Genomic DNA, 14,222 nt, shown 5'->3' with positions numbered 1-14,222 from the left:
GCTTATGGGGATGGTTGAAGGCGCAAATGGCTGGATTGCATCGGAATCCTGCGGTACGAAACTTGCATAGCTACTGCGTTGTTGGGCTAAAGGCGGCTCTAGAGCATGGTGTTTGCGGATCTCTCGCAAACAGTTGATTCGTGCATCCAAGGATAACGGCGTCCCTGGCTTCACCCTTACACCGGGTGCTGCCGCGGATGCCGTTTTCTTTTGTGCGCCACCCCAGGCACTCCGTCTGGGGGCGCTCTTCAGTTTTCCGTTCCTAAGGAAGTTATATGGCCTACCTCGCCCCTGCCGAATTCGTGACCAAGATGGTCGATGCCGGTGAATCCAAACTGCTGATGTCCACCCGCGACACCCTGATCCGCTCCTTCATGGCCGGTGCCATCCTGGCCCTGGCCGCGGCATTTGCCGTGAGCGTCACCGTCAACTCCGGCAATCCGCTCATCGGCGCCATGCTGTTCCCGGTGGGTTTCATCATGTTGTACCTGATGGGTTTTGACCTGTTGACCGGCGTGTTCACGCTGGCGCCGCTGGCCGTGCTCGACAAGCGCCCGGGGGCTACCTGGGCCGGTGTGCTGCGCAACTGGGGGCTGGTGTTTGTGGGCAACTTTGCCGGTGCGCTGACGGTGGCCGTGTTCATGGCCATCATCTTCACCTTTGGCTTCAGCGAAGCGCCTAACGCCATTGGCGAGAAGCTGGGCCACATCGGTGAAGGCCGCACCCTGGGCTATTCGGCCCACGGCGCTGCGGGCATGCTGACGCTGTTTGTGCGCGCCGTGATGTGCAACTGGATGGTGTCCACCGGCGTGGTGGCGGCCATGATGTCCACCACCGTTTCGGGCAAGGCCATCGGCATGTGGATGCCGGTGATGATCTTCTTCTACATGGGTTTCGAGCACAGCATCGTCAACATGTTCCTGTTCCCCACCGGCCTGATGCTGGGCGGCAAGTTCACCCTGATGGACTACATCATTTGGAACGAGATCCCCACCGTGCTGGGTAACTTGGTGGGTGGTTTGACCTTCGTCGGTCTGACCCTGTACTCCACGCACTACAAAACGGCCCCCAAGCGCGTAGTGGGCTGAAGTCGGCATGACCCACGCCTTGCGTGTGACGCTGGGCCAGCACTCGCGGGCCGGGCGGAAAAGGGTTGAAGACGCAGAGTGCGCCGTTCGCATCAACCAGGACTTCCACGGTGCCATGCTGCCGCTGGAGCCCCTGCGCAGCAGCAAGGGCATTGTGGTGGCGCAGGCCGATGGCATTGGCTCCAGCGCGGTGAGCCAGGAGGCCAGTGCGGCGGCGGTGCGCGGCTTTCTGGACGACTACTACGCCACGTCCGACGCCTGGTCGGTGCGCCGCTCGGCCCAGCGCGTGCTGGGTGCCACCAACGCCTGGCTGCACGCCCAGACCATGCGCAGCCATGCGCGGTTTGATAAAGACCGGGGCTACGTCTGTACCTTCAGCGCCCTGGTGCTGAAGGGGCGTGAGGTGCATTTGCTGCACGTGGGCGACTCGCGCATCTACAGGCTGCACCCGCAGGCGCTGGAGCAGCTGACCGAAGACCACCGCGTCCACCTCTCATCCGCCGAGTCCTATCTGGGCCGCGCACTGGGTGTGGGCCCGAATGTGGAGATCGACTACCGATGCCTCAGCGCCGAAGTGGGCGAGATCTACGTGCTGGCCACCGACGGCGCCTACCTGCACTTCGATGCGGCCGCCGTGCATGCCGCCCTGGCGCTGTGCCCGGACGATTTCGACGCTGCCGCCAGCGTGTTGGTCAGCACCGCCCAGGCGCGCGGTGCCGACGACGATATGACGGTGCAGCTGCTGCGCATCGACGCGCTGCCCGCCGCCGACCCGCTGCACCTGCAGGCGCAGCGCCAGGGGTTGGCCGTGCCGCCACCGCTGTCGCCGCGCATGGCATTTGAGGGCTACACCGTGGTGCGCAGCCTGCATGCCAGTGCCCGTAGCCATGTGCACCTGGCCGTGGACGATGCCACCGGCCAGCAGGTGGTGCTGAAAACGCCCTCGGTGGATATGCGCGAAGACCCGGCCTACCTGGACGGTTTTTTGCTGGAGGAATGGGTGGCGCGCCGCCTGCACAGCCCGCACGTGCTCAAAGCCTTTGCCACCGATCGACCGCGCCACCACGTTTTTGTGGCGATGGAGTTTGTCGACGGCCAGACCCTCACCCAGTGGATGACCGACCACCCCCGCCCCGACCTGGACACCGTGCGCAGCATCGTCGCCCAGGTGGCCAAAGGGCTGCAGGCTTTCCATGGCAAGGAAATGCTGCACCAGGACCTGCGGCCCGAGAACCTGATGGTCGACCGCACCGGCACGGTGAAGATCATCGACTTTGCGTCCACCCACGTGGCGGGCCTGACCGAAGGCACGCCGCGCGCCCGTGCCGATGCCATCGTCGGCACGCTGCAGTACACCGCACCGGAGTACTTCACCGGTGGTGGCGGTAGTGCGCAGTCGGAATTGTTCTCGTTGGCGGTGCTGGCCTACCAGATGCTCACCGCACAGCTGCCGTACGGCCTGCAGGTTACCCAGGTGCAGTCGCCCGCCGATCTGAAGCGGCTGCGGTATGTGCCGGTACGCCACCTGCGCCCCGAGCTCCCCGCCTGGCTGGATGGCGTGCTGCAAAAAGCCCTGCACCCGCACCCGGCCAAGCGGCAGGAAGCGCTGTCTGAATTCCTGCAAGACCTGCATGCGCCCGGCCCCCAATATCTAAGCCAACGCACCCCGCCGCTGGTAGAGCGCAACCCGGTGGTCTTCTGGCAAGGGGTGGCGGTGGTGCTGGCTATTGCGGTGCTGGTGTTGCTGGGGCTGCGCTAGGCGTCAAATGGCTTATGCTCTATTTTTTATAGCTGCTCATGCTCATTCCATAAGCGCAGGGGGCTGATTTCTTATAAATCGTGATGGCCCGTATAACCCCCCTCACACAGGCAGGCGGGGCCACGGCTGGAGCAGCTACCCAGTGTCGCCAGCCCCGCCACCTGACGGCTCGCCAGAATGGACGGGCGACAGAATCATGCTGCGCGGCAGGCCCAGCGTGGTCTCCATATCCGCCGCGATATGGCTGCCCATGGCAATGCGGGTGAGGTGTTCCACTTCTTTGGGCAGCTTGCCCATTTCTCCGGGCCGGTAGGTGAGGTAGAAGGTGCGCTGGATGGGGGCATAGGGGCGGCCGCGGCTGCGCAAGGCGTCCAAGGGCACCATGCGCAACTGGGGCACGAAATGGCGGGATTGCCAGATGCACATCGGCGTGGTGATGGCAAAGCCAATCCCTGCGGCCACCAGACTCAGCAGCGGGTCGGAGGTGTCGAATTCGCAGGTGCGTTCTACATGGTCGGCATGCAGCGCGAGGAATTTATCGATTTGCTCCCCAATATTGGAGCGCGCGCTATAGCGGATCAGGGGCAGTTTTTGGGCCAGGTCGCTGATCGAACTCAAAGGCCGGAATGTGTGCGATGCCGGCATGACGAGCAGGTATTGCTCGGAGAACAGCGGCAGATGCGCGACATCGTTGAGGGGTATCTCGGGTGCCGTGGTAATCATCATGTCCAGCTGCCGGTTGACAAACTGCGACATCAAGGAGGGCGTGAGCCCGGACCACAGGCGCACCTGCTGGGTGGTGTTGGAGAGTGCCCGGAACAGCACCGGCCCGACGGTCGCGGCAAAAGAGTCGATACAGCCCAGGCGCACCACCGACCGCTTGGCCCGGCTGATGCCGCGCACACTTTCCAGCATCTCGTCGGCATTGCGGAGCAAGGGTGTGGTGCTTTCATACAGGCGCCGACCCGCCAGGGTGACCTTGGCCGGGCGGGTGCTTCGGTCGAGCAACTCGGTGTTCAGTTTTGTTTCCAGCAATTTGATGCGCATGGACACGGCCGCCTGCGACAGGCCCAGCCGTCGGGCAGCCAGGGAGACAGATTCTGACTCCACCACGGCCACCCAGGCACTGAGCAGCCCCCATTCGGGGTATTGGTTCGAGGGTTCGTCGTTCATGGAGGGCCCGATTCGGTGGCAACGGCTGCCTGGAGAAATCGGAAGCTTCGCTTTATTGTTGGCATGAGTGCATAACATCAGAATTCTTGATGGTGTCCATCACAGGGGTCTCATGGTTCAGACTTGATGTTACTCGCCCCCTGGGCTGGCATGCCGCTCTGTTGGCCCGTGTCGGCCGTGCCCGGCCAGGGGGGTGTATGGGCCATTGAACAGTTTTCTTTATGAGGTTTACATGCATTTTCGTCCGAACTTTCCCCGCCCCGAGAACGAACCCACTTGCGATTACACCGAGGGCACCGAGGCTTTGGCCCAGCTGCGCAAGGAGCTTGACAACCGCGAGGTGCTTGACATCCCGGCCGTCATTGGTGGCAAGAAGATTTTTTCGGGTGACGTAGAGGACATCATTGTTCCGCACGACCGCCACCGCACCATTGCCCGGGTCCACCGTCCCAACGCTGCGCAGGTGCAGGAGTCCATCCAGAGCAATCTCGATGCCGCCCACGACTGGGCGCGCATGGACTTTGCCGACCGCGCGGCCATCATGCACAGAGCGGCAGCGATCGTGCAGGGGCGCCTGCGCCACCGCATCAATGCGGCCACCATGTTGGGCCAGAGCAAGACGCTGGAAGAGGCCGAGGCCGACAGCGCCTGCGAACTTATCGACTTTTTGCACTTCAACACGTTCAACGCACAGACCATCCTGGCCGACCAACCCTTGACGGTGCGGACCGCACAGAACCGCACGGACTGGCGGCCCCTGGAGGGCTTTGTCTATGCCGTATCGCCCTTCAACTTCACCGCCATTGGGGCCAACCTGAGCTGCGCCCCGGCCCTGATGGGGAACACGGTGCTCTGGAAGCCTTCGAACAAGTCGACCCTGGCCAATTATTTGTTCTTCCAGGCCCTGGAAGAGGCGGGTCTGCCGCCGGGGGTCATCAATTTTGTGCCGGGTGAAGCCCTGTCGGTCAGCGATGCCGTCTATGGCTCTCGCCACTTTGCCGGCCTGCACTTCACCGGTTCTTCGGAGGTGTTTCGCTCCTTGTGGAAGCGTGCTGCGGGCCATATTGACCAGTACCGCACCTTCCCCCGCATGGTGGGCGAAACCGGTGGCAAGGATTTTGTGCTGGCCCACCGTTCTGCGGATGCCAACGAGGTGGCTGTGGCCCTGTTGCGCGGTGCTTTTGGCTACCAGGGGCAGAAGTGCAGTGCCGCGTCGCGTGCGTATATTCCGGCCAGCCTGTGGCCCCAGGTCAAGGATGTGCTCTGCGGTCTGCTGTCCCAGGTGAAGATGGGCGATATCGCCGACCCGGCCACCTACATCGGAGCCGTGATCGACAAAAACTCTTACGCGAAACTCAGCACCCGGATTGCCGCGGCGAAAAACGACCACCAGGTCCAGCTCGTCTCGGGCGGGGCCTGTAGTGACGAGACGGGCTTCTTCATCCAGCCCACCGTATTGCAGGTCAACGACCCGCGCCACTCGCTGATGAAGGAAGAGCTGTTTGGCCCGATTCTGTCGGTGTTTGAATACCAGGACAGCGCCTGGGATGAGGTGCTGAAAGAGGTCGATTCCGCATCCGAGTACGCGCTCACCGGTTCCATTTTCTGCACCGACCGGGCCGCGCTGCGCCAGGCGCAAGATGCCCTGCTGCACGCGGCTGGCAATCTGTACCTGAACGACAAACCTACCGGTGCCGTGGTGGGCCAGCAGCCCTTTGGCGGCGGTCGCGCGAGTGGCACGAATGACAAGGCCGGTTCCTGGATGAACCTGCTGCGCTGGACTTCGCCGCGCGTCGTGAAAGAGACCTACGCGCCTGCGCGAGGGCTTTAAGCAGTGAAATTTGGCCAGCCTGGCGCTGGCCGGTGAACCACCCCAACGGGCCGCAAGGCCCGTTTCTGCGTCTGCCATCACGCCGTCTGCGGACCCCGGATCCAACCCCAGAGCCGATGTTTATCAGCAAGTCTGAACCTAAGTATTAACGCAAATTTGTGTTGAAAGGAATTCGAAGCCAGCCACTAAGCTTGGTCCCAATGTGACAGAACGCTGGCATGAAACGGTGGGTTGAAACCTCTCGCCAGCCGCCAATGGCAACGTATTTCACACCTCCTGATGGCCATCGGCTTTGTGCCGAAATTTTCCTGAAGATAAAAATGGACACGATCGTTTCTTTTAAAAATGTTCAGAAAACTTACGATGGAGAATCGTTGGTTGTCAAGAATCTCAACCTCGACATCCGCGAAGGCGAGTTCCTGACGATGCTGGGCCCGTCCGGCTCGGGCAAGACCACCTGCCTGATGATGCTTGCCGGATTTGAGACCGCCACCCACGGCCAGATCCTGTTGAAGGAGCGGGAGATCAATCGCATCCCGCCGGAGCGCCGCAACATTGGCATGGTGTTCCAAAGCTACGCGCTGTTTCCCAATATGTCGGTGCGGGAAAACCTGGCCTTTCCATTGAAGGTGCGCAAGCTGTCCCAGACGGAGATAGCGGATCGGGTCAAAAAGGCCCTTGCAATGGTCACGATGGAGAAGTTTGCCGACCGGATGCCGGGTCAACTCTCGGGCGGCCAGCAACAGCGTATTGCCGTTGCGCGGGCACTGGTGTTTGAGCCTGCACTGGTGTTGATGGACGAGCCGTTGGGGGCTCTGGACAAGCAATTGCGCGAGCAGATGCAATATGAAATCAAGCGTATCCACGCCCAAAGCGGACTGACGATCGTCTACGTCACGCACGACCAGAACGAGGCCATGACCATGTCCGACCGCATCGCGGTTTTCAACAACGGTCGCATCCAGCAACTCGCCTCGCCCTCAAGCCTTTACGAGTCTCCCGATACCGCATTCGTGGGCCGCTTTATCGGCGAGAGCAACGAGATGCACGGCACGGTCCAGTCGATTTCGGGTGGGTTCTGTGCGTTGGCCCTGGAGAACGGCGTGGTGCTGAAGGCGGTGGTCGGGCCCGATATCGCGGTGGGGTCCAAGGCCAGCGTGCTGATGCGCCCAGAGAAGGTGCTGGTCGGCGCGGTGGCCGCCTCGTGTGAGAACAACTTCGAAAGCCGGGTGACGGATGTCATCTATTACGGCGACCACCTGCGGCTGCTGTGCAGCGTATGTGGGCACCAGGATTTCATTGTGAAGATTCCGAATGACGGCGAGGCGCAGCGTATCCAGGTGGGCGATGCACTTTCTGTTGGCTGGAGGGCGGAGGCTAGCCGAGCTCTGCATTGAGAGGCCGGGTTTAGGCCCGATACAACGCGTTTTCTTACTTTATTGACCAAGGTTCCCATGAAGACTCAAAGCCAAATTTTCGCGGCAGTGGCCGCCACGCTGGTGCTGGCATCGCAAGCCCAGGCTGCCGAACTGACCTATGCCCTGTGGGGCGGTTCCTGGCAAGATGCACAAGAAATCGTTCACACGCGGCCCTTTGCGGCCAAGTCCGGCGTGACCAGCAAGATTGCCAGCTACAACGGCGGTATTGCGCAGCTGCGCACCCAGGTCCAGACCGGCAATGTCACCTGGGACATCGTGGACATGCAGCTGTCGGACTCCATGCGCGCCTGCGACGAAGGTCTGCTTGAAAAAATCAATCCCGCCCAAGACCTCGCGCCAGCCAAGGACGGCACACCGGCAAGTGCAGACTTTTTGCCCAAGGGCCTGAACGAATGCCTGGCCGGCACGATCGTGTGGTCCACGGTACTGGTGTATGACAAGACCAAGGTCGGCGCGACCGAACCGGCCAAAGTAGCCGACTTCTTCGACCTCAAGAAATACCCGGGCAAGCGCGCCCTGCGCAAGTCGCCTGAGGGGGCACTGGAGTGGGCCCTGCTCGCGGACGGCGTTCCTGCAGCCCAGGTCTACACCGTGTTGGGTACACCTGCCGGGGTGGACCGGGCCTTGAAGAAGCTCGACACCATCAAGCCGTCCATCGTGTGGTGGGAGGCCGGTTCCCAGCCGCCCCAACTCCTGGCCGACGGCGAGGTGGTCATGACCAGTGCCTACAACGCACGCATCTACACCGCCATCGTGAAGGACAAAAAACCGTTTGATTTCCTCTGGGATGGGCAGCTGAAAAACGTGGAGGGCTATTCCATCGTCAAGGGTACAAAAAACCTGAAGGATGCAAAAGCCTTCGTACGCTTTGCGACCGAGCCCGAGCGCCTGGCTGCACTCGCACCGCTGACCGCCTACGGCCCGATGCGCAAGTCGGCCGTTGGCATGGTGGACCCCAAGGTGGCGCCTTACCTGCCGACCACACCCAAGAACCAGGTTGGCGCGGTGGAAGTGGACGCGACCTTTTGGGCCGACCATTCGGACGACCTGAACCAGAAGTTCTCCGCCTGGTTGAACCGGAAGTAAGGCCAGGCCTTGGGGAGGGACACGATGAACATTTCTGCTACAGCGGATGCAACCGCATTGCGAGCGCCCAGCGTCGGCCTGGGCGAAGACAGCCGCATCCTGAAGGCGCGCCTGCGCCGGGCGGAGCGCATGGGCCAATTCCGCGCCTATCTGTTGGTGCTGCCGCTTTTGGTGTTTCTGCTGTTCACGTTCATCGTGCCTATCGGGAATTTGCTGCTGAAAAGCGTGAAAGACACCACCCTCTCTGAGGAGTTGCCTCAGACTTCTGCGGCGCTGCAATTGTGGAATCCCCAGCAACAAGAGTTGCCGCCCGAAGAGGTGTTTGCAACATTTGCCGCGGAGCTTGCGGCCAAAAAAGGTACGGAGGGCCCGGGTAAGGTGGCGATGCGGCTCAACTACGACGAAGCAGGCATGCGCAGTCTCATCCTGAAAACGGTGCGCGGCCTCGATGGGCTCCCGCAGGTCGACTGGCGTGAACACCTGGCTGCCATCGACCCGCGGTGGAGCGCTGCGCGGACCTGGGTGACGCTCAAGTATGCCGCACGGACCTGGACCATTGAGTACTACCTCAAGGCCCTGGATCTGACCCGTGACGACCACGGTGCCATCGTCCAGCAGCCGGAAGAACTGCGTCTGTACCGTGACGTTTTCGTGCGCACGGCCTGGGTCGGCCTCTCGGTGAGCGCGCTGTGCCTGTTGCTGGGTTACCCGGTCGCGTACTTTTTGGCCACGCTACCGCCCCGCATGAGCAATGTGCTGATGATCCTGGTACTGCTGCCGTTCTGGACATCCTTCCTGGTGCGCTCGGTGTCGTGGATGGTGATCCTGCAAAGCAACGGTGTGCTCAACGGATTGCTGTCGGTACTGGGCATTTCTGCGAGCGGCTGGAACCTGATCTACAACCGCTGGGGCGTGCTGATCTCGATGACGCATATCCTGATGCCGTACGCGATTTTGTCGCTGTACAGCGTGATGAAAAACATCCCGCCCATCTACATGCGGGCTGCCAGGTCGCTGGGGGCCGGTCCGGCGCGTGCGTTCTTCAGCGCGTACTTTCCGCACTCGCTGCCCGGGGTTGCCGCTGGCGGCATGCTGACCTTCATCCTGGCCGTTGGTTACTACATTACGCCCGCCATGCTGGGTGGTCCGGACGATCAGCTCGTCAGCTATTACATCGCCAACCACGTCAACACCACGCTGAACTGGGGGCTGGCTGCAGCACTGGCCGCCATGCTCTTGGTCGGCGTGACGGCTATGTATGCAGTTTTTGTGCGTCTGACCGGTGGGTCGGGCGTCAAATTGGGTTAACACCATGTTGAAATTTCCAGCCTATGTGACTGTTTGGGGAGCCATCGGGCGCGTCGCGCACGCGGTGTTCTCGGTGCTGATGCTGCTTGGGCTGCTGCTGCCCATCCTGGTGGTGATGCCGCTGTCGTTCAACAGCGAGCCGTACTTCACCTATCCCATGCCTGGCTTCAGTGTCCGGTGGTACCAGATGTTCATTGAACGCCCTGAGTGGCGTCTGGCGCTGCAAAATACCTTGGTTGTGGGGGCTGCCTCTACCTTGTTGGCCACCGTCCTGGGCGTGCTGGCCGCGTTGGGGCTGATGCACCAGCGCTTGAAGGGCGGGGCCTTCATCCGAGGCTTGCTGCTTTCGCCCATGATTGTGCCCACCATCATCACGGCCGTGGGGGTGTACTTCGCTTTCAGCCCCTTTGGGCTGGTGAATAGCCTTTTCGGCTTGATCCTGGCCCACGCCGCCCTGGGTGTGCCTTTTATTGTCGTGACGGTCGCCGCCACGCTGGCAGGCTTCAATGAAACCCTGACGCGTGCTGGCCGCAGCCTGGGAGCCTCTCCCTTGCGGGTGTTCTGGAGCGTCAAGCTGCCATTGATTGCACCCGGGGTGATTTCGGGCGGACTGTTTGCGTTCGCCACGTCGTTTGATGAGGTGGTCGTGGCACTCTTTCTGACGGGGCCGGACCAGCGTACGGTGCCGCGCGAGATGTGGTCAGGCGTGCGCGAGCAGCTCAGCCCCACCATTCTCGCCGTGGCGACGACGCTCGTGGTTGTCTCCGCGCTCCTGCTCTTTACCCTAGAGGCGCTGCGCAGGCGTACTGAGCGGCTGCGCGGAATCCAAAGAAATTGATGAAAACTTCCACTATTTCCGATCTGGAGCTTACCGTTTTGACCGATTCTTTCGTGCTGCAAGAGCCATCTCCTTCCGCCACCTTGCGCATTCTGCGCGAGCGCATCTACACCTTTGACGGTTTGGACGAACACGCCGTCATGGCATCGCTCGCGGAGGAGGCCAAGCTGGAGCCACAACAGCTCAAGACAACCCAGACCCTAGCGGCCCAACTTGCAAAGGGTGTCCGCAAGGCGCGCCTTGACTCTGGTGGTGTCGATTTGCTCACCCAGGAATTCACCTTGGACAGCCGTGAAGGTGTGGCACTGATGTGCCTGGCCGAGGCAATGCTGCGTGTGCCGGACACGGAGACCCGCAACAAGCTGATCCGCGACAAGATCGTGGACCAAGACTGGCAGTCCCACGTGGGGAACTCCCCATCGCTGTTTGTCAATGCCTCCGCTTGGGGACTCGCGCTCACCGGCAAGATACTGAAGCAGCCCGACGAGAAGTCGCTGGCATCTGCCTTGACGGGCGTACTGCGGACCGGCGGGGAGCGCGTGGTCCGGGCGGGCGTGGCATTTGCGATGAAGCTATTGGGCAAGCAGTTCGTCACCGGCCAGACCATTGAAGAAGCGCTTGGCCTGGCCCAGGGTCGGGAGCGTCTGGGCTATCGCTATACCTACGACATGCTCGGCGAAAGCGCGCTGACATCTGATGACGCAGATGCCTACTATGAAGCCTATGCACACACCATCGAGAAGGTGGGCCGCGCCGCGGCAGGCCGGGGGGCGATTGAGGGCCCTGGTGTTTCCGTAAAATTGACGGGACTGCATCCCCGCTATGAAGTTCTGCAACGCGACCGTGTGCTTGCCGAGATGTACCCCCGGCTGCTGGCGCTGGCGAGGGCCGCAAAACGCTGGAACATCGGCTTCCATCTGGACCAGGAAGAGGCTGCACGCTTTCCCTTGACGCTGGAAATGCTGGAGCGTCTGGCGCATGAGCCCGAGCTGGCAGGCTGGGAGGGCCTGGGCATTTCGCTCCAGGCCTACCAGAAGCGCGGACGGGCTGTGATCGACTGGGTCATTGCGCTGGGGCGTGAAACCAAGCGGCGCATCTTCGTTCGTTTGGTCAAGGGCGCTTACTGGGACACGGAGATCAAACGTTGCCAAGCGGAAGGTAGCGCGGGCTATCCCGTGTTCACACGCAAGGTGCATTCGGATGTGAGCTATCTGGCGTGCACCAAGGCATTGTTCGCGGCTCCCGATGCGGTCTTCCCGCAGTTTGCCACCCACAACGCATTTTCCATCGCTGCCGTGCATACCTTGGGCGTAGGCAAGGCGTACGAATTCCAGTGTTTGCATGGGATGGGTGAATCGGTTTATGACCAGGTGGTCGGGGACCGTCGGCTAGGCCGCGCCTGTCGCGTTTACGCGCCCGTGGGCCGACACGCCACCCTGCTTGCCTACCTGGTGCGTCGGCTGCTGGAGAACGGGGCCAACTCTTCGTTTGTGAACCAGGTGGTGGATACCTCTATCTCGATCGAAGACATCGTGGCGGATCCTGTCGCAACATCTGCCCTCACGGGTGGACTATCGCACCCGGCGATTCCGATGCCCACCATGCTGTTGCCCTGGCGGTCGAGCGCATCCGCCGCCACGGCCACGGAAAAGGTGGGAGCGGGCATCGCGCAGGGCGATGCAGTGCCGTTGACATTTGGCCATGCTGACGCAGACAGCGTGATGCTGGTGGCAGCGCAGGCGGGCGGTGGATGGAGTGCGTTGCCCGTCCACGAGCGTGCGCAGATTCTCGTGAGGGTTGCCGAACGTCTGGAGCAAGGTGTGCCCGTTCTGCAATCGGTGCTCGTGCACGAAAGCGGAGTGACCCTTGCCAATGCGAGCGAGGAGCTCCGAAACGCGGCCGACCTTTGTCGTTTCTATGCTGCACAGGCGCTCTCGGACAAGAACCTGTCAACCGCCAAACCGCGCGGACCGGTGGTGGTACTCGCACCCATGACGTCCCCTCTGGCGTGGCCGGTCGGGCAGATTGCGGCCGCCCTGGTAACGGGCAATGCAGTCGTATTCAAGCCTACATCCCTGGCGAACCGTACGGGGTGGTGTCTGGTGGGACTCTTCCACGCCAACGGAGTCCCGCCCAAGGTGCTGCAGCTTGCGGTCGGTGATGGCCGTACCTTGGGTGCAGCCCTGGTTGCGCATCCCTACACGGCCGCAGTTTTACTGGCGGGTTCTCGTGGCACGGTGGCAGAGGTCGCGCGCAACGTGACGGCTTCAATACAGGTCCCGGTGCTGCTGGCCCGGTCGACTCCATGCAACGCCATGGTGGTCGATAGTTCGGCGCTCCCTGAGCAGGTCATTACCGATGCAGTCACTGGTGCGTTCGATGGTGCGGGCCGCCAAGCCGGAGCTCTCAAAATACTCTGTGTGCAGGATGTTGTGGCGCCCAAGGTTCTGGAGATGTTGTGCGCCATGCTCAACGAACGCGGTGTCGGCGACGCGCTGGCCAGCGCCAGTGACATTGGCCCGCTTCCCCATGCGGCGATGTGCCAGACATTCGAACAGTATCTCAATCGGCTGGCTGGAAAAGGCTATGCGGTAACGCGTGCGGGCCGTATGCCGTCCCGCGCAACGGGAGCCTTTGTGCAGCCTGCCATCGTCGACCTTGGTTCGTTCGATCAGCTGCACGGCATTGACATCGGTGTCGTCGGCCCGGTGCTGCACGTTGTTCGTTGGTCTTCGGACCAGCTGGAAGCGTTGATCTCAGCCTTGGAGCAGCACATCGCCCCGGCTACGCTGGGCCTGCACACGCGCATCCATGAGACCGCGGGACAGGTGTCGTCCCTGCATAAATTCGCAAGTATCTACGTCAACCGGGCGGTGCATGGCACCCGTACGGGCATGCAGGTGGATGGCGCATCCACCACGGACTTCGGCCCCAGTCCGACGGGCCCCCTGTACTTGCGGGAATTGGTACGTAACCTGTACGGCCCGGTGGGGCGGACCCAGGGACCCTTTGCGCAGTCTTCCGACCTGCAGAGCAGCAACTACCTGGAATACCCGGTTCTGGTAAACGGCCGCCTGAAAAGCCGTAGCGCCTTTGAGGCCCGCGGTTTGGCCCAACGTGTCGAGTTGCTTGAGCGTCTGTCTACCATCGCCACCTCGGGCGGTACGTCGCACGCTGAACGCCACCTCGGCGAATTGCGGGCATTGGCCAACAGCCTGGCATCCATGTCTTTGCCCTCTCTGTCCGGCGAAGAAAACACGTTGGTCTTTGTGCCGCGTGGACCCGTCTTGTGCAAAGGTCCTTCGAAGGATGGCGTACTTGCACAGGTGATGGTTGCCATTGCCTGTGGCGCGTCCGTGGTGCTTTCAAAGTCCGTCGAACATGAACGCTATCTGAAAATTCTGGGCGCGGAGTGGTGCCAGCTGGTCGACGCCGAGCGTGTTTTCCTGGACGCGCCATTGGCACCCGTGGCGGTGCTCGGCGAGGCAGAGGTCGATAGCAATCTGGTGACCGTACCGCGCCAGCACGCCAAAAGTAGCCCGGCGGGCGTGGCCATTCCTGTTTTGTCGGAAGATGCCAACGGGCGCTATCCATGGTGGCGGCTGGTGATCGAGCGCCAAATCACCATCAATGTGAGCGCATCGGGCGGTAACACCCAGTTGGCCGCTACAGGCCAGGCATAGGTTCAGCGGCTCCCACA

Annotated in this window: 9 protein-coding genes; 8 read left to right on the top strand and 1 reads right to left on the bottom strand. The window is 61.8% G+C overall.

Annotated features, from left to right (window positions below; all coding sequences use genetic code 11):
- Nucleotides 1–275 precede the first annotated feature (275 nt).
- A complete protein-coding gene (locus tag AB3G31_RS16875) occupies nt 276–1,088 on the top strand; it encodes a formate/nitrite transporter family protein (RefSeq protein WP_367847230.1) in 813 nt (270 codons plus the stop codon).
- Between the two features lie 7 nt (nt 1,089–1,095).
- Entirely contained in the window at nt 1,096–2,847 is a 1,752-nt protein-coding gene (locus tag AB3G31_RS16870) for a protein kinase (protein WP_367847229.1), read from the top strand.
- 135 nt (nt 2,848–2,982) lie between these two features.
- On the opposite strand, the gene AB3G31_RS16865 is transcribed toward AB3G31_RS16870, so the two are convergent.
- The gene (locus AB3G31_RS16865; protein WP_367847228.1) at nt 2,983–4,020 is read right to left on the bottom strand and encodes a LysR family transcriptional regulator; all 1,038 of its coding nucleotides are present in this window, start codon (nt 4,018–4,020) and stop codon (nt 2,983–2,985) included.
- A gap of 232 nt (nt 4,021–4,252) precedes the next feature.
- On the opposite strand from AB3G31_RS16865, the gene pruA reads away from it, so the two are divergent.
- The 6 genes from pruA (at nt 4,253) to AB3G31_RS16835 (ending at nt 14,205) form a co-directional block, all read left to right on the top strand.
- Nucleotides 4,253–5,851, top strand: a complete 1,599-nt coding sequence (gene pruA, locus AB3G31_RS16860) for an L-glutamate gamma-semialdehyde dehydrogenase (protein WP_367847227.1) — start codon at nt 4,253–4,255, stop codon at nt 5,849–5,851.
- A gap of 320 nt (nt 5,852–6,171) precedes the next feature.
- Nucleotides 6,172–7,248, top strand: a complete 1,077-nt coding sequence (locus AB3G31_RS16855; protein WP_367847226.1) for an ABC transporter ATP-binding protein — start codon at nt 6,172–6,174, stop codon at nt 7,246–7,248.
- 57 nt (nt 7,249–7,305) lie between these two features.
- Nucleotides 7,306–8,376 (top strand): ABC transporter substrate-binding protein, encoded by a 1,071-nt coding sequence (locus AB3G31_RS16850; RefSeq protein WP_367847225.1) that lies wholly within the window; start codon nt 7,306–7,308, stop codon nt 8,374–8,376.
- Nucleotides 8,377–8,400: 24 nt separating this feature from the next.
- Nucleotides 8,401–9,684, top strand: coding sequence for an ABC transporter permease (locus AB3G31_RS16845; RefSeq protein ID WP_367847224.1), 1,284 nt, complete (start codon nt 8,401–8,403; stop codon nt 9,682–9,684).
- A 4-nt stretch (nt 9,685–9,688) separates the two neighbouring features.
- Nucleotides 9,689–10,522 carry an ABC transporter permease gene (locus AB3G31_RS16840; RefSeq protein WP_367847223.1) on the top strand — a complete coding sequence of 278 codons (834 nt, stop codon included), beginning with the start codon at nt 9,689–9,691 and terminating at the stop codon, nt 10,520–10,522.
- Nucleotides 10,522–14,205 (top strand): proline dehydrogenase family protein, encoded by a 3,684-nt coding sequence (locus tag AB3G31_RS16835; protein WP_367847222.1) that lies wholly within the window; start codon nt 10,522–10,524, stop codon nt 14,203–14,205. The genes AB3G31_RS16840 and AB3G31_RS16835 overlap by 1 nt, the downstream gene beginning before the upstream one ends.
- The last annotated feature ends 17 nt before the right edge of the window (nt 14,206–14,222 follow it).

The sequence above is a fragment of the Rhodoferax sp. WC2427 genome (genome assembly GCF_040822085.1).
Classification (GTDB): domain Bacteria; phylum Pseudomonadota; class Gammaproteobacteria; order Burkholderiales; family Burkholderiaceae_C; genus Rhodoferax_B.
The sequence above is the reverse complement of the archived record's forward strand: the minus strand, read 5'-3'. Positions and strand labels throughout refer to the sequence as shown.

Bases quoted from the DNA above. Each gene is read 5' to 3' on its own strand.
- AB3G31_RS16865 (WP_367847228.1), bottom strand. From the start codon at position 4,020: ATGAACGACGAACCCTCGAACCAATACCCCGAATGGGGGCTGCTCAGT.
- AB3G31_RS16835 (WP_367847222.1), top strand. From the start codon at position 10,522: ATGAAAACTTCCACTATTTCCGATCTGGAGCTTACCGTTTTGACCGAT.
- AB3G31_RS16845 (WP_367847224.1), top strand. From the start codon at position 8,401: ATGAACATTTCTGCTACAGCGGATGCAACCGCATTGCGAGCGCCCAGC.
- AB3G31_RS16875 (WP_367847230.1), top strand. From the start codon at position 276: ATGGCCTACCTCGCCCCTGCCGAATTCGTGACCAAGATGGTCGATGCC.
- AB3G31_RS16840 (WP_367847223.1), top strand. From the start codon at position 9,689: ATGTTGAAATTTCCAGCCTATGTGACTGTTTGGGGAGCCATCGGGCGC.
- AB3G31_RS16855 (WP_367847226.1), top strand. From the start codon at position 6,172: ATGGACACGATCGTTTCTTTTAAAAATGTTCAGAAAACTTACGATGGA.
- AB3G31_RS16850 (WP_367847225.1), top strand. From the start codon at position 7,306: ATGAAGACTCAAAGCCAAATTTTCGCGGCAGTGGCCGCCACGCTGGTG.
- AB3G31_RS16870 (WP_367847229.1), top strand. From the start codon at position 1,096: ATGACCCACGCCTTGCGTGTGACGCTGGGCCAGCACTCGCGGGCCGGG.
- pruA (WP_367847227.1), top strand. From the start codon at position 4,253: ATGCATTTTCGTCCGAACTTTCCCCGCCCCGAGAACGAACCCACTTGC.